At 60.1% G+C, this 14,602-nt stretch carries 9 protein-coding genes; 4 read left to right on the top strand and 5 right to left on the bottom strand.

All coding sequences use genetic code 11. From position 1 onward, the window contains the following. The first annotated feature begins 126 nt into the window (after positions 1–126). Entirely contained in the window at positions 127–786 is a 660-nt protein-coding gene (locus D3Z90_RS15115; RefSeq protein ID WP_136476832.1) for a LexA family transcriptional regulator, read from the top strand. 81 nt (positions 787–867) lie between these two features. On the opposite strand, the gene D3Z90_RS15110 is transcribed toward D3Z90_RS15115, so the two are convergent. The 5 genes from D3Z90_RS15110 to D3Z90_RS26820 form a co-directional block, all read right to left on the bottom strand. After that, positions 868–2,823 carry an acetyl/propionyl/methylcrotonyl-CoA carboxylase subunit alpha gene (locus tag D3Z90_RS15110; protein WP_136476831.1) on the bottom strand — a complete coding sequence of 652 codons (1,956 nt, stop codon included), beginning with the start codon at positions 2,821–2,823 and terminating at the stop codon, positions 868–870. Beyond that, positions 2,820–3,638 (bottom strand): gamma-carboxygeranoyl-CoA hydratase, encoded by an 819-nt coding sequence (locus tag D3Z90_RS15105; RefSeq protein ID WP_136476830.1) that lies wholly within the window; start codon positions 3,636–3,638, stop codon positions 2,820–2,822. Before D3Z90_RS15105 ends, D3Z90_RS15110 begins: the two co-directional genes overlap by 4 nt. Positions 3,639–3,640: 2 nt before the next feature. Then, entirely contained in the window at positions 3,641–5,248 is a 1,608-nt protein-coding gene (locus tag D3Z90_RS15100; protein ID WP_136476829.1) for a carboxyl transferase domain-containing protein, read from the bottom strand. Positions 5,249–5,265: 17 nt separating this feature from the next. Further along, positions 5,266–6,429 (bottom strand): isovaleryl-CoA dehydrogenase, encoded by a 1,164-nt coding sequence (locus tag D3Z90_RS15095; protein WP_136476828.1) that lies wholly within the window; start codon positions 6,427–6,429, stop codon positions 5,266–5,268. Between the two features lie 201 nt (positions 6,430–6,630). Further along, positions 6,631–6,792, bottom strand: coding sequence for a hypothetical protein (locus D3Z90_RS26820; protein WP_168198472.1), 162 nt, complete (start codon positions 6,790–6,792; stop codon positions 6,631–6,633). Positions 6,793–6,936: 144 nt separating this feature from the next. On the opposite strand from D3Z90_RS26820, the gene D3Z90_RS15090 reads away from it, so the two are divergent. Genes D3Z90_RS15090 through glgB form a run of 3 tightly spaced genes read left to right on the top strand, consistent with a single transcriptional unit; the run spans position 6,937 to position 14,494 of the window. Beyond that, entirely contained in the window at positions 6,937–8,961 is a 2,025-nt protein-coding gene (locus D3Z90_RS15090; RefSeq protein WP_136476827.1) for an alpha-1,4-glucan--maltose-1-phosphate maltosyltransferase, read from the top strand. A gap of 13 nt (positions 8,962–8,974) precedes the next feature. Then, positions 8,975–12,286, top strand: a complete 3,312-nt coding sequence (gene treS, locus D3Z90_RS15085) for a maltose alpha-D-glucosyltransferase (RefSeq protein ID WP_136476826.1) — start codon at positions 8,975–8,977, stop codon at positions 12,284–12,286. Further along, positions 12,287–14,494, top strand: coding sequence for a 1,4-alpha-glucan branching protein GlgB (glgB, locus tag D3Z90_RS15080; protein ID WP_136476825.1), 2,208 nt, complete (start codon positions 12,287–12,289; stop codon positions 14,492–14,494). Positions 14,495–14,602 lie beyond the last annotated feature (108 nt).

The following is a 14,602-nucleotide window of genomic DNA, read 5'->3' as shown; positions in this document are numbered from 1 at the left end:
TGGCTACCTTGTGAGTGAGCTAATTAACGTCGCACTTGATAATAATACGATTTGTATTTGCTTCTAATCTTTAAATACTACAATTTGTGTATTGAGAGCTGAAGGGCAGTCCGTATCGTGCCAGCGATGGATAATTGGACTGATCTGGTCAAGGCCAGAATGCGTGAGATAAAGCTCACGCAGGAAAAACTCGCTGAGCGCATCGGCGTCACACAAGGGGCTGTGGGTCACTGGTTGCGCGGTGAGCGCCACCCCAAACTCAGGGTGTTGAACCAGATTCTGGTCGAGGTCGGTTTTGCGCCGCTGCGGATTGTGGATGCCCATGAGTTGCGCGAAATCAACGGTACCTATGGCGCATCAGCATTTCCCGCAGCGATAACCGGTGCTGATGGTAAGCGCCACGAATTTTATTTTCGTTATCCGATCTTGAACTGGAACAGCCTGGACGAGGTTGAGAGTGCGCCGGGCTGCGAGCTTCAGGCGAGTGATTATGCGGCGCAGGGCCGAGGGTACTGGCTGAAAGTCGAAAGCGACGCCATGACTGCGCCGGTGGGCCTGAGCGTACCGCAAGGCATGTTGATTCTGGTGGATACCGATGTGGCGGCCGACACCGGCAAATTGCTGATCGCGCGTTCGCCCGACAGCCCCGTCGCGGTATTTCGTCAGTTGATCGAGGAGGGTGGCCAGCGCTACCTGAAGCCACTCAACCCGACCTATCCAAAGGCCTTGTTCACCGAGCAGACACAGGTGCTTGGCGTTGTGGTGCAGGCGTTGGCAAAATTTTGATGGGCTTGGCTTTATCGCCGGGCGGGCCCGCTCCTGCAAGTTGCTAGGAGCGGGCTTGTCTGGCGATTAAGTCGCAGGCTGTCAGCCTTCTTCCAACTCCACCAATACCGCTCCCTCACTGACCATATCGCCTTCCTGGCAAAACAGCGCTTTGACGATCCCGGCCTGGGACGCTCGAATGCTGTGCTCCATTTTCATCGCTTCAAGTACCACCAGTTGAGCACCCGCTTCGACTACCTGACCGACTTCGACCAAGACCCGTACGATGCTGCCATTCATGGGCGCACTCAGGCCTCCTTGATGGCTGTGACTGGCGTCGGCTTCGGCAATCGGGTCGTAGCGGGTAACGGCGTGCAGCTCGCCATCCCATTGCAGGTACAGCGTGTCATCACGACGCACCGCCAGGTGCCGCAGGCGCAGGCCGTTATCTTCTACCTGCAAGTACTCGCCTGCAAGCTTGAGGGTTGACGGGGCCGCGTGGGACAGGCTCAGTGCCTCGGTCTGACCGTTGCAGTTCAGGTGCAGGTTGATTTGTGCGGGCATGCCGGCACGAAAACCGCTATTGGCAGCCCACGGTGAAAAACGGTCGTCCAGGCGCGGCGCGACAGGCTGACTCTGGATATACGCTTCAGCCGCCGCTTGCCAGAACTGGGCAGGTAGAGGTTGTGGCGCCGGGAGCAGTTGCTCCTGATAGCGGGGGATGAACCCGGTATCGAGTTCGGCATCGGCAAACGCAGGGTGAGCGAGAATGCGCCGCAAAAAGGCAATGTTGGTTTTCAAACCGCCAATGGCAAATTCGTCGAGCATAGCCAGCAAGCGCAGGCGCGCCTGTTCGCGGGTCTGACCCCAGGCGATCAGCTTGCCCAGCATCGGATCATAGAACGGCGAGACGCTGTCGCCTTCGCTGACCCCACTGTCGACCCGACGGCCTTCTCCCGGTACGGATTCGCGATACAGCACAAGGTTGCCCGTGGCCGGCAAAAAGTCATTGGCCGGGTCTTCGGCGTATAGCCGTACTTCAATGGCGTGGCCGTTGAGCGGAACTTGCTCCTGCGTGATCGGCAACGCTTCGCCGCAAGCGACACGGATCTGCCAGGCCACCAGATCAAGGCCGGTAATGGCCTCGGTGACCGGGTGTTCTACTTGCAGGCGCGTGTTCATCTCCATGAAAAAGAACTCGCCGCGTGCGTCGAGGAGAAACTCCACGGTGCCTGCCCCGACATAGCCGATGGCTTGTGCGGCCTTGACCGCAGCCTCGCCCATGGCCTGGCGCTGGGCGCTGCTCAAGCCAGGGGCCGGGGCTTCCTCGACAACTTTCTGGTGGCGGCGCTGGATCGAGCAGTCGCGCTCGTTGAGATACAGGCAATTGCCGTGCTGGTCGGCAAACACCTGTATTTCCACGTGGCGCGGCTTGAGTACATATTTTTCCACCAGCATGCGCGCATCGCCGAACGAGGACTGCGCCTCGCGCTGGGCCGACGCCAGGGCCTCGGCTAATTGGCTTTCGCTCTCGACGACTTTCATGCCCTTGCCGCCGCCGCCAGCGGTTGCCTTGAGCAGAACCGGGTAACCGATCTTTTCAGCCGCGGCGCGGAAGGTTTCCAGGTCCTGGGCTTCGCCGTGGTAGCCAGGCACCAGTGGCACGCCGGCTTTCTCCATCAGCGCCTTGGCTGCCGATTTGCTACCCATGGCGTCGATGGCACTGGCCGGTGGGCCGAGGAAGATCAGCCCGGCCTGTTCGATGGCGCGGGCAAAACCTGCGTTTTCCGAAAGAAAACCGTAGCCTGGGTGAATCGCCTGGGCACCGCTGGCTTTTGCCGCTGCCAGCAGTTTGTCGATGTCCAGGTAACTGTCGGCGGCTTTGGCTCCCCCCAGGTCGACGCGAATATCGGCTTCGCGACTGTGGCGGGCATCACGGTCGATGGCACTGTGGACCGCGACGGTGGTCAGGCCCAGCGCCTTGGCAGTGCGCATGACGCGGCAGGCGATTTCGCCGCGATTGGCGACCAACAATGTGGTCAAGGCTGTGCGGGTCATGGGCGCGGCTCCTTGTTCGACGATTCGGCCTGCCAGGCCGGGCTGCGTTTTTCCAGAAAGGCGCGCAAACCTTCCTGGCCCTCGGGGCTGACGCGGATGCGGGCGATGGCATTCTCGCAATAGCGGCGCAGTGCCGGGGTCAGCTCGCCGTGACCGACTTCGCGCAGCAGTTCTTTGCTGGCGCGCATGGCTTGCGGGCTATTGAGCAACAGATTGTCGATCCACTGGGCAACGGCCTGTTCCAGTTCAGCGGCAGGGTAGGCCTCGGCGAGCAGGCCCAGTTCGCGCGCACGCTCACCACTGAAGCGTTCGGCGGTCAGCGCATAGCGCCGCGCAGCACGCTCGCCCATGGCCTGAACCACGAACGGGCTGATTACCGCCGGCGCCAGGCCGATGCGTACTTCAGACAGACACAGCTGTGCATCGCTAGCGCCGATGGCCATGTCGCAGCAGCTGATCAGGCCCAGCGCGCCACCAAAGGCTGCGCCCTGCACCACCGCCAGGGTCGGAACCTTGAGCTTGGCCAGGTTGTACATCAACTCTGCCAGCTCGCGGGCATCATCAAGATTGGTGTTGTAGTCCAGCGCTGCCGACTGCTGCATCCAGGCCAGGTCGGCACCGGCGCTGAAGTGTCGACCACGACCGCGCAACAGTACAAAGCGCAACTCGGCATCGCCGGCGATGTCGTCAATGGCCAGGATCAGCTCGCGGATCATCTGCGCATTGAACGCATTGTTCTTGTCTTCCCGGCTCAGCCACAAGGTGGCGAAACCACGGGGGTCCTTGATCAATTCAAGGGTAGTGAAGTCGCTCATGGTCACATCCGGAAAATGCCGAAACGGCTTTGCTCGATCGGGGCGTTCAGTGCTGCGGACAGCGCCAGGCCAAGGATGTCGCGGGTTTGCGCCGGGTCAATGACGCCGTCATCCCACAAGCGGGCGCTGGAGTAGTACGGGTGACCCTGATGTTCGTATTGGTCGAGGATCGGTTGCTTGAGGCGCGCTTCGTCCTCGGCACTGAACGGATGCCCACTGCGCTCGCTCTGCTCACGCTTGACCTGAGCCAGCACGCCAGCAGCCTGCTCGGCACCCATCACGCCGATGCGTGCATTGGGCCACATCCATAGAAAACGCGGGTCGTAGGCGCGGCCACACATGCCGTAATTGCCCGCTCCGAAACTGCCACCGATGATTACGGTGAACTTCGGTACTTGCGCGCAGGCCACTGCTGTCACCAGCTTGGCGCCGTGTTTGGCGATACCACCGGCCTCGTACTTCTGCCCGACCATGAAGCCGGTAATGTTCTGCAGGAACAGCAGCGGGATTCCCCGTTGGCAAGCAAGCTCGATAAAGTGCGCGCCTTTTTGCGCCGCTTCTGCGAACAGGATGCCGTTGTTGGCCAGGATCGCAATCGGGTAGCCGTGCAGGTGGGCGAAGCCACACACCAGGGTCGTGCCGAACAGTGCCTTGAACTCGTCGAACACCGAGCCATCCACCAGGCGGGCGATCACTTCACGCACATCGAACGGTTGCTTGGCGTCGGCTGGAACGACGCCGTACAGCTCCTGCGCTTCATACAGGGGTGCAATCGGCGTCTGTTGCGCAAGGTTGCCGAGCTTGTGCCAGTTGAGGTTGGCGATGCAGCGCCGGGCGATGGCCAGGGCATGGTCATCATTGTCGGCATAGTGGTCGGCGACGCCACTGGTCTTGCAGTGCACATCGGCGCCACCGAGGTCTTCGGCGCTGACCACTTCGCCAGTGGCGGCTTTGACCAGCGGTGGACCGGCAAGGAAAATGGTCGCTTGCTGGCGAACCATGATCGCTTCGTCAGCCATGGCCGGTACATAGGCGCCACCCGCTGTACAGGAGCCCATGACCACGGCGATCTGAGGAATACCCAAGGCGCTCATGTTGGCTTGGTTGAAGAAGATCCGCCCGAAGTGTTCACGGTCGGGAAACACTTCGTCCTGGCGGGGCAGGTTGGCGCCGCCGGAGTCCACCAGGTACAGGCATGGCAAGCGGTTCTGCAGGGCGATGGCCTGCGCGCGCAGGTGTTTCTTGACTGTCAGCGGGTAGTACGAGCCGCCTTTGACCGTGGCGTCGTTGGCCACAATCATGCACTCGACACCTTCGACCCGACCGATACCGGCAATGACACCTGCAGCCGGAACGTCTTCGCCATACACTTCGTGGGCCGCCAGTTGGCCGATTTCCAGGAACGGCGAGCCGGCGTCAAGCAGGCGGTCGATGCGTTCGCGTGGCAGCAGTTTGCCCCGCGAGGTGTGGCGCTCCTGGGCCTTGAGGCCGCCGCCTTGCTGAACTTGCGCCAGCAAGCTCCGTAGCGCATTGACCTGCTCGAGCATGGCCGTGCTGTTGTCGGCGAACTCCGCCGAGCGCGGATTGATCTGGGTATGGAGGGTAGCCATGGACGTTATCCTTATGCTCAGCGGGTTTCGTTGAACAGTTCGCGCCCGATCAGCATCCGACGGATTTCACTGGTGCCGGCACCGATCTCGTACAACTTGGCATCGCGCAGCAGACGTCCGGCCGGGAACTCGTTGATGTAGCCATTGCCGCCGAGAATCTGGATCGCTTCCAGGGCCATCTGTGTCGCCCGCTCGGCGGTGTAGAGGATTACGCCGGCAGCATCCTTGCGGGTGGTCTCGGCGCGGTCGCAGGCCTGGGCCACGGCGTACAGGTAGGCACGGCTGGCATTGAGCTGGGTGTACATGTCGGCCATCTTGCCCTGGATCAGTTGGAACTCACCGATGCTCTGGCCAAACTGCTTGCGGTCGTGGATATACGGAACCACTAGGTCCATGCACGCCTGCATGATCCCGGTGGGGCCGCCGGAAAGAACCACGCGCTCATAATCCAGGCCGCTCATCAGCACCTTCACACCGCCATTGAGCGCGCCGAGGATGTTTTCGGCGGGTACTTCGACGTTGTCGAAAAACAGCTCGCAGGTGTTCGAACCGCGCATACCCAGCTTGTCGAACTTGTTGCTGCGGCTGAAGCCTTTCCAGTCACGTTCAACGATAAACGCGGTAATGCCGTGGGGGCCTTTGTCCAGATCGGTCTTGGCGTAGATCACATAAGTGTTGGCGTCAGGTCCGTTGGTGATCCAGGTCTTGCTGCCGTTGAGGACATAGTGATCACCGCGCTGTTCGGCGCGCAGCTTCATCGAGACCACATCGGAGCCGGCGTTGGGTTCGCTCATGGCCAGGGCGCCGATGTGCTCGCCGCTGATCAGCTTGGGCAGATATTTGGCTTTTTGCGCGGCACTGCCGTTGCGGTTGATCTGGTTGACGCACAGGTTGGAGTGGGCGCCGTAAGAGAGGGCGACCGAGGCCGAACCGCGACTGATTTCTTCCATGGCAACCACGTGGGCCAGATAACCCAGGCCGGCACCGCCGTACTCTTCACTGACGGTGATGCCCAGCAAACCCATGTCGCCGAACTTGCGCCACATATCGGCGGGGAACAGGTTGTCCTGGTCAATTTGGGCGGCACGAGGTGCCAGCTCGGCAGCAACGAAGGACTGTACCTGGTCGCGAAGCATGTCGATGGTTTCGCCCAGGGCGAAGTTCAGGGATGGGTAATGCATGGAGGGCACCTTGTTGTTCTTGAAATTGGGTTACACCGTAGCCCATGCGCTTGCCGTCATCCTCGTCGGAGCGGCGCAGCGCCAAAGGCTCGATTTCTGTTTCACCTTTACGTTAACGTAAACCTCGTATTGATGATTGTCCAGTCCCTTTTACGCAAACGTAAAGGTGCACCAGGGATTAATTTGTCGGCTTGGCTATTCTCAAGCTTTGACCGGCGGTTCGTCACTGGGTGGGTCGCCGACGGTGGGAGGTACGGTCGGCTTGATCGGCAGTTCGTCGGGATCTTCTTTCGGCACCGGCGGTGGCAGGGTGGGGTCGTCTATGTTTGGATCCGGGGTTTCTGCCGGGATGGGGATGTTCATGGCCTGACCTCGCTGGTGGGATCTGGATGAATGGACTCAATGATTTTCGACTGCACGCACCGCCATTCGCTCATTATTTTTTGAACCCCGCGCCGCCCGCCCGCTCTGAACTCTTACTGCCACTTCGTAATGGAGCTAGGATCGATGACCCGCGATGAGCCCTTCGAAACCGACCGCACAACCACGGCAAACGATCATCCAGACCAGGCGATCAGCCTGTCCCAGGCGCTGTTGGAACCGCGGATCGTGATCGAGAATACGCTGCCGGTTCTGGACGGCGGCCTGTTTGCGGTCAAGGCAGTGGTCGGTGAAAGGGTCGAGGTCAGCAGTAAGGTTTATGCCGATGGCCATGATAGCTTGGCAGTGATGCTCAATTGGCGTCAGGCCCACAGTCGGCGCTGGCATTGCGTGCCCATGACGTTTCTCGGCAATGATCTGTGGCAGGCTTGGCTACCGGTCACCGAGCAGGGCGGGCACCTGTTCAGCATCGAGGCGTGGATCGACCCGTTTGCCACGTTTTGCCATGACCTGGAAAAAAAGTTTAACGCAGGCGTGCCTGTCCTGCTTGAGTTGCAGGAAGCGTTGCTGCTGCTCGACCATAATATTCAACGCAGTCAGGGCCTGCTTCGAGAGCAGTTGCTGGGGTTGCGCCTGGCGCTGCCGACCCAGACGCCAGAAGAACAGGTTGAGCGGCTGCTGCATGCCGACACGGCCTTGCTGATGCGTGAGGCCGATCATCGAACCTTCTTGAGCCGCAGCCCGGAATACCCGTTGGACGTGGAGCGCCAACAAGCGTTGTTCGCCAGTTGGTATGAATTGTTTCCACGCTCGGTGACCGATAGCCCAGAACGCCATGGCACCTTCAATGATGTCCATGAACGCTTGCCGATGATCCGCGATATGGGCTTTGACGTCCTCTACTTTCCGCCCATTCACCCCATTGGCAAGCGCCATCGCAAGGGTCGCAACAATGCCTTGCAGGCTGCACCGGATGATCCTGGCAGCCCTTACGCAATTGGCAGCGAGGAGGGCGGGCACGAGGCGATTCATCCGCAGTTGGGCAGCCGAGAGGATTTCCGTCGCCTGGTCGCTGCAGCTCAGGAGCATGGGCTGGAAATAGCCCTGGACTTTGCCATTCAGTGCTCGCAAGACCATCCCTGGCTCAAGGAACACCCCGGTTGGTTCTCGTGGCGCCCGGACGGCAGTATCCGCTACGCAGAGAACCCGCCGAAAAAATACCAGGACATCGTCAATGTCGACTTTTATGCCGCAGAGGCCGTGCCTTCTCTGTGGTTGGCGTTGCGCGATGTGGTATTGGGCTGGGTGAAGGAAGGCGTGAAGATGTTTCGGGTCGACAACCCGCATACCAAGCCGCTGCCTTTCTGGCACTGGTTGATCGCCAATATACGCAGTCAGTATCCGGAGGTGATTTTCCTCGCCGAAGCCTTTACTAAGCCTGCGATGATGGCGCGCCTGGGCAAGGTCGGGTATTCGCAGAGCTATACCTATTTCACCTGGCGCAACACCAAGCAGGAGTTGCGCGAATATTTCGAGGAACTCAACCAGCCGCCTTGGCGCTATTGCTACCGGCCGAACTTTTTCGTCAACACCCCGGACATCAACCCGTTTTTCCTCCACGAGTCCGGGCGCGCAGGCTTTCTGATTCGCGCTGCACTGGCCACCATGGGGTCGGGGCTATGGGGCATGTATTCGGGCTTCGAGCTCTGTGAGTCGACGCCGATACCGGGCAAGGAGGAGTACATGGACTCGGAGAAGTATGAGATCCGCCCACGTGACTTCAGCCAGCCTGGCAACATCATTGCCGAGATAGCCCAACTCAATCGCATCCGACGGCAGAATCCTGCGTTGCAGACCCACCTTGGCGTTGCCTTCTACCATGCCTGGAACGACAACATCCTGTATTTCGGCAAGCGCACTGCCGAGCGCGACAACTTCATTCTGATTGCCATCAGCCTTGACCCGCATAACGCCCAGGAGGCGAACTTCGAACTGCCGCTCTGGGAGTTGGGCCTGGACGATAACGCCGACACGCGCGGTGAAGACCTGATGACTGGCCACCGCTGGACCTGGCACGGCAAGACCCAATGGATGCGCATCGAGCCCTGGCACCTGCCGTTTGGTATCTGGCGTATAGAAAAAGCCCAATAGAAAGGAGTCGAACATGGCCAAGCGTACTCGCCCGGCAGCCTTTATCGACGATCCCCTGTGGTACAAAGACGCGATTATCTATCAAGTTCATGTCAAATCGTTCTTCGACTCGAACAACGACGGCATCGGTGACTTTCCAGGTCTGATCGCCAAACTCGACTACATTGCCGAGCTTGGCGTCAACACCTTGTGGTTGCTGCCGTTTTACCCCTCGCCACGACGTGATGACGGCTATGACATCGCTGCCTACAAAGCCGTGCACAGCGACTACGGCACCCTGGCGGATGTGAAGCGCTTTATCGCCGAGGCGCACAAGCGTGGCTTGCGGGTGATCACCGAGCTTGTCATCAACCATACCTCCGACCAGCACCCCTGGTTTCAGAAAGCCCGTCGCGCCAAGCCGGGCAGCAAGGCGAGGGATTTCTACGTGTGGTCCGACAGCGACCAGAAGTACGACGGCACGCGGATCATCTTTCTGGACACCGAGAAGTCCAACTGGACCTGGGACCCGGTTGCCGGCCAATACTTCTGGCACCGCTTCTATTCACACCAGCCGGATCTCAACTTCGACAATCCACAGGTGCTCAAGGCCGTTATCGACGTGATGCGCTACTGGCTCGATCTGGGCGTCGATGGCTTGCGCCTGGATGCCATTCCGTACCTGATCGAGCGCGATGGCACCAACAATGAGAACCTGCCTGAAACCCATCAGGTACTGAAAAAGATCCGCGCCGAAATCGATGCCAACTATCCCGATCGGATGTTGCTCGCCGAAGCCAACCAATGGCCGGAAGACACTCAATTGTATTTTGGTGAAGGACAGGGCGACGAATGCCACATGGCCTTCCACTTCCCATTGATGCCGCGCATGTACATGGCCGTGGCTCAGGAGGATCGCTTTCCGATCACCGATATCTTGCGCCAGACCCCTGAAATTCCCGCCAATTGCCAGTGGGCGATTTTTTTGCGCAACCACGATGAACTGACCCTGGAGATGGTCACTGATCGGGAGCGGGATTATCTGTGGAACTACTATGCCGAAGACCGCAGGGCCAGGATCAACCTGGGCATTCGGCGGCGCCTGGCGCCGCTGTTGCAGCGTGACCGACGCCGGGTCGAGTTGCTCAGTAGCCTGTTGCTGTCGATGCCAGGGACCCCGACCCTGTATTACGGTGATGAAATCGGCATGGGTGACAACATCTACCTGGGCGACCGCGATGGCGTGCGCACCCCCATGCAGTGGTCCATCGATCGTAACGGTGGTTTCTCCGGTGCCGACCCTGCGCGCCTGGTGCTTCCGCCGATCATGGACCCGCTATACGGCTTCGCCTCGGTCAACGTCGAGGCTCAGTGCCATGATCCGCATTCATTGTTGAACTGGAACCGACGCTTGCTGGCGGTGCGCAAGCAGCAGAAAGCCTTTGGTCGCGGTACGCTGACCATGCTCTCGCCGAGCAATCGACGAATCCTGGCCTACATCCGTGAGTACACCGGTACCGATGGCAAGCGTGAGGTCATCCTCTGCGTGGCGAACGTATCGCGCGCAGCCCAGGCCGCTGAGCTGGAATTGTCCCAGTACGCCGACAGCGTGCCGGTGGAAATGCTTGGCGGCAGCGCGTTCCCGCCCATCGGCCAACTGCCGTTTTTGCTGACCCTGGCGCCCTACGGCTTCTACTGGTTTCTTCTGGCGCCGAAGGACCAAATGCCCAGTTGGCACATGGAGCCGGCCCAGAGCCTGCCGGAGTTCACCACGCTGGTGCTGAAAAAACGCATGGAAGAGCTGCTCGAGGCGCCTGCGCGCAGTACTTTGCAGGACAGTATCCTCCCGCAATATCTGCCCAAGCGGCGTTGGTTTGCCGGTAAAGAGGCGCCCATCGATCAAGTGCAGATTGCTTACGGCGTGCGCTTTGGTACCCCCACGACGCCCGTGCTGCTCACCGAGATCGAGGTCAGCAGTGGCGGCAACAGCAGTCGTTACCAATTGCCTTTCGGCTTCATTGGCGAAGAGCAAATCAACAGCGCTGCGCCACAGCAGCTGGCGCTGTCGCGGGTTCGCCGTGGGCGCCAGGTCGGGCTGATCACCGATGCCTTCGTGTTGGAGAGTTTTGTTCATGCGGTGCTCGGTGCCTGTCAGCAAGACGCTCGCTTGCCCTGTGAAGACGGCGAAGTACGCTTTCACGCCACCGAGCAGATGAGCGCCTTGCAGTTGGCAGATGATGCGCAAGTGCGCTACCTATCGGCCGAGCAATCCAACAGTTCGGTGGTCGTCGGCGGCAGCCTGGTGCTCAAGTTGATTCGACGCGTTAATCCCGGGGTGCACCCGGAACTGGAGATGAGCGCCTACCTGACCGCCGCCGGCTTTACCAATATCTCGCCCTTGCTCGGCTGGGTCAGTCGTGTGGACGGTAACGGCCAGGACCACTTGCTGATGATTGCCCAAGGTTATTTGAGCAATCAGGGCGATGCCTGGGAGTGGACCCAGAACAACCTGGAACGGGCCATTCGCGACGAGCTGGAGCCTGGCGACGCTGCGCTTGAGGGGCATGCCGATGCCCTGCAGGATCTGGCCGACTTCGCCGCCATGCTTGGCCAACGCCTGGGTGAAATGCACCTGTTGCTGGCGGCGCCGAGCAAAGACTCGGCGTTTCGGCCGCGGCCTGCCACGGCGCGCGATTGCCAGGCCTGGGGCAAGCACATCGGTGCACAATTGACTCGGGCGCTGGATGTGCTGCAAGCCCACTGTGATGATTTGGACAGTGAGAGTCAGGCCCTGGTCGCTGATCTGCAGCAGCAACGTCAGGAACTGTTGAACACGGTCACCACCTTGAGTGCGCAGGCCCAGGGAGGGCTGTTGATGCGTGTGCACGGCGACCTGCATTTGGGCCAGGTGCTGGTGGTGCAGGGCGATGCCTACCTGATTGATTTCGAGGGCGAGCCTGCCCGGCCGCTGGACGAACGCCGGGCCCGACACAGCCCTTACAAGGATGTCAGCGGCGTGTTGCGATCCTTCGACTATGCTGCTGCCATGGTGCTGCGCAGTGCCTCTAGTGTCGACCTCTCGGACAGCGCCCGCCAGGCCCGTCAGCGAGTCGCCAGGCGTTATCTGCACCAGGCCCGACATGCTTTTGTCGAGGCCTATGGGTTGGCCACTGCGGCCATGCCCCATGCCTGGGAACATGCCGACGGCGAGCGTGCGGCACTGGAACTGTTCAGCCTGGAGAAGGCTGCCTACGAAATCCTGTATGAAGCCGAGAACCGCCCGAGTTGGTTGGCCGTGCCTTTGCATGGTCTACATGGCCTGACAAGTACCTGGGGAGAGAGTTGAATGAAACACCTTAAGCGCGAGGAAGGCGGGCTGAGTCAGCGTGATATCGATGCCCTGGTCAGGGCCGAGCACACTGACCCGTTCGCTGTGCTTGGCCCGCACCCCGATGGTGCAGGCGGCCAGTTTGTCCGCGCCTATTTGCCCAATGCCTTGAGTGTTCAAGTGCTGGCGCGTGATGGTCAGCGCCTGCTGGCCGAGATGCAACAATCGGTACCTGGGCTGTTTCTCGTGCACCTCAATGAGCAGCACGCCTATGTGCTGAAAGTCCAATGGGCAGGTGGGGAGCAAATCACCGAGGACCCTTACAGCTTTGGGCCATTGCTCGGTGACATGGATCTCTACCTGTTCGGCGAGGGCAACCACCGCGACCTTTCCTCCAGCATGGGCGCGCAGCCGATGCAGGTTGAAGGTGTCGATGGTGTGCGCTTCTCGGTGTGGGCACCGAATGCCCGCCGGGTGTCGGTGGTTGGCGACTTCAACAACTGGGATGGGCGTCGCCACCCCATGCGTTTGCGTCACGCCTCCGGGGTTTGGGAACTGTTTGTCCCGCGCCTTGAGGCGGGTGAGGCTTACAAGTACGAAGTGCTGGGGCGTGACGGCATTTTGCCGCTCAAGGCGGACCCTCTGGCCCGGGCCACCGAGCTGCCGCCCAGCACCGCCTCCAAGGTAGCGGGGCCACTGGCGCACGACTGGCAGGATGAGCGCTGGATGCAGGCGCGTGGTGAGCGTCAGACTATCACCGCACCGCTGTCGATCTATGAATTACATGCCGGCTCCTGGCAGTGCGAGTGTGATGACAGCGGCGACGTTGCGCGCTTCTACAACTGGCGTGAGCTGGCCGAGCGCCTGGTTCCGTATGTACAGCAGTTGGGCTTTACTCATATCGAGCTGATGCCGATCATGGAGCACCCCTTCGGTGGATCATGGGGCTACCAACCCCTGTCACTGTTCGCGCCCACCGCGCGCTACGGCTCGGCAGAAGATTTCGCCGCCTTCATCGATGCCTGCCACCAGGCCTACATCGGCGTGATTCTGGATTGGGTCCCGGCACATTTCCCCACCGACAGTCATGGCCTGGCACGTTTTGACGGTACCGCACTGTATGAATATGAAAACCCGCTAGAAGGCTTTCATCAGGACTGGGACACGCTGATTTACAACCTTGGCCGTACCGAAGTGCATGGCTTCATGCTGGCGTCGGCGTTGCACTGGATAAAGCATTTTCACATCGATGGGCTACGCGTCGATGCCGTCGCCTCGATGCTGTATCGCGATTATTCGCGCAAAGCCGGCGAGTGGGTGCCCAACCGTCATGGTGGTCGGGAAAACCTCGAAGCCATCGATTTTTTGCGTCACCTCACCGATGTAGTCGCCATTGAAGCGCCTGGGGCGCTGGTCATTGCCGAGGAATCCACGGCCTGGCCTGGCGTCAGCCAGCCCACTCAACAGGGTGGTCTGGGGTTCGCCTATAAGTGGAATATGGGCTGGATGCACGACACGCTGCACTACATCCAGAATGATCCTATCCACCGCACTCACCACCATCACGAGATGAGTTTCGGTCTGCTCTATGCGTACTCGGAGCATTTCATCCTGCCGATTTCCCACGATGAAGTGGTGCATGGCAAGCATTCCTTGATCGACAAGATGCCGGGTGATCGCTGGCAGAAATTCGCTAACTTGCGTGCTTACTTGACGTTCATGTGGGCTCATCCCGGCAAGAAGTTGCTGTTCATGGGCTGCGAATTCGGTCAGTGGCGTGAGTGGAACCATGACAGTGAATTGGACTGGTACTTGCTCAAGTATCCGGAGCATCTGGGTGTGCAGCGTCTGGTGGGTGACTTGAACCGTTTGTATCGCGAAGAGCGCGCCCTGCATGAGCAGGACTGCCAGGCGCAGGGCTTTCAGTGGTTGATCGGTGATGATGCGCACAACAGTGTCTATGCCTGGTTGCGATGGAGTGCGAGTGGCGAGCCGTTGCTGGTTGTGGCTAACTTTACGCCAGTGCCGCGGGAGGGGTATCGCATTGGGGTGCCGTTTGGCGAGCGCTGGACTGAGGTGCTCAACAGTGATGCGCAGAGTTATGCAGGTTCCAATTTTGGCAATCTTGGTGAGGTGGTGAGTGAAGCGTTGCCCAGCCATGGGCAGCCTTTGTCGTTGCGTTTGAATTTGCCGCCGTTGGGGGTGTTGATTCTGCGTCCGCGTTAGTTGGGCCCTCCGGTGGGAGCGGGCTTGCCCCGTGCTTCGGGAGCATCCCGCGAAGGCCTTTCTTGATCGCTATCAACCGCATTCAGCACTCCGGGATGTAGGCTCGGA

This window comes from Pseudomonas sp. DG56-2 (genome assembly GCF_004803755.1).
Classification (GTDB): domain Bacteria; phylum Pseudomonadota; class Gammaproteobacteria; order Pseudomonadales; family Pseudomonadaceae; genus Aquipseudomonas; species Aquipseudomonas auratipiscis.
This window is presented reverse-complemented; position numbering and strand designations above follow the sequence as displayed.

Bases quoted from the DNA above. Each gene is read 5' to 3' on its own strand.
- D3Z90_RS15115 (WP_136476832.1), top strand. From the start codon at position 127: ATGGATAATTGGACTGATCTGGTCAAGGCCAGAATGCGTGAGATAAAG.
- D3Z90_RS15110 (WP_136476831.1), bottom strand. From the start codon at position 2,823: ATGACCCGCACAGCCTTGACCACATTGTTGGTCGCCAATCGCGGCGAA.
- D3Z90_RS15105 (WP_136476830.1), bottom strand. From the start codon at position 3,638: ATGAGCGACTTCACTACCCTTGAATTGATCAAGGACCCCCGTGGTTTC.
- D3Z90_RS15100 (WP_136476829.1), bottom strand. From the start codon at position 5,248: ATGGCTACCCTCCATACCCAGATCAATCCGCGCTCGGCGGAGTTCGCC.
- D3Z90_RS15095 (WP_136476828.1), bottom strand. From the start codon at position 6,429: ATGCATTACCCATCCCTGAACTTCGCCCTGGGCGAAACCATCGACATG.
- D3Z90_RS26820 (WP_168198472.1), bottom strand. From the start codon at position 6,792: ATGAACATCCCCATCCCGGCAGAAACCCCGGATCCAAACATAGACGAC.
- D3Z90_RS15090 (WP_136476827.1), top strand. From the start codon at position 6,937: ATGACCCGCGATGAGCCCTTCGAAACCGACCGCACAACCACGGCAAAC.
- treS (WP_136476826.1), top strand. From the start codon at position 8,975: ATGGCCAAGCGTACTCGCCCGGCAGCCTTTATCGACGATCCCCTGTGG.
- glgB (WP_136476825.1), top strand. From the start codon at position 12,287: ATGAAACACCTTAAGCGCGAGGAAGGCGGGCTGAGTCAGCGTGATATC.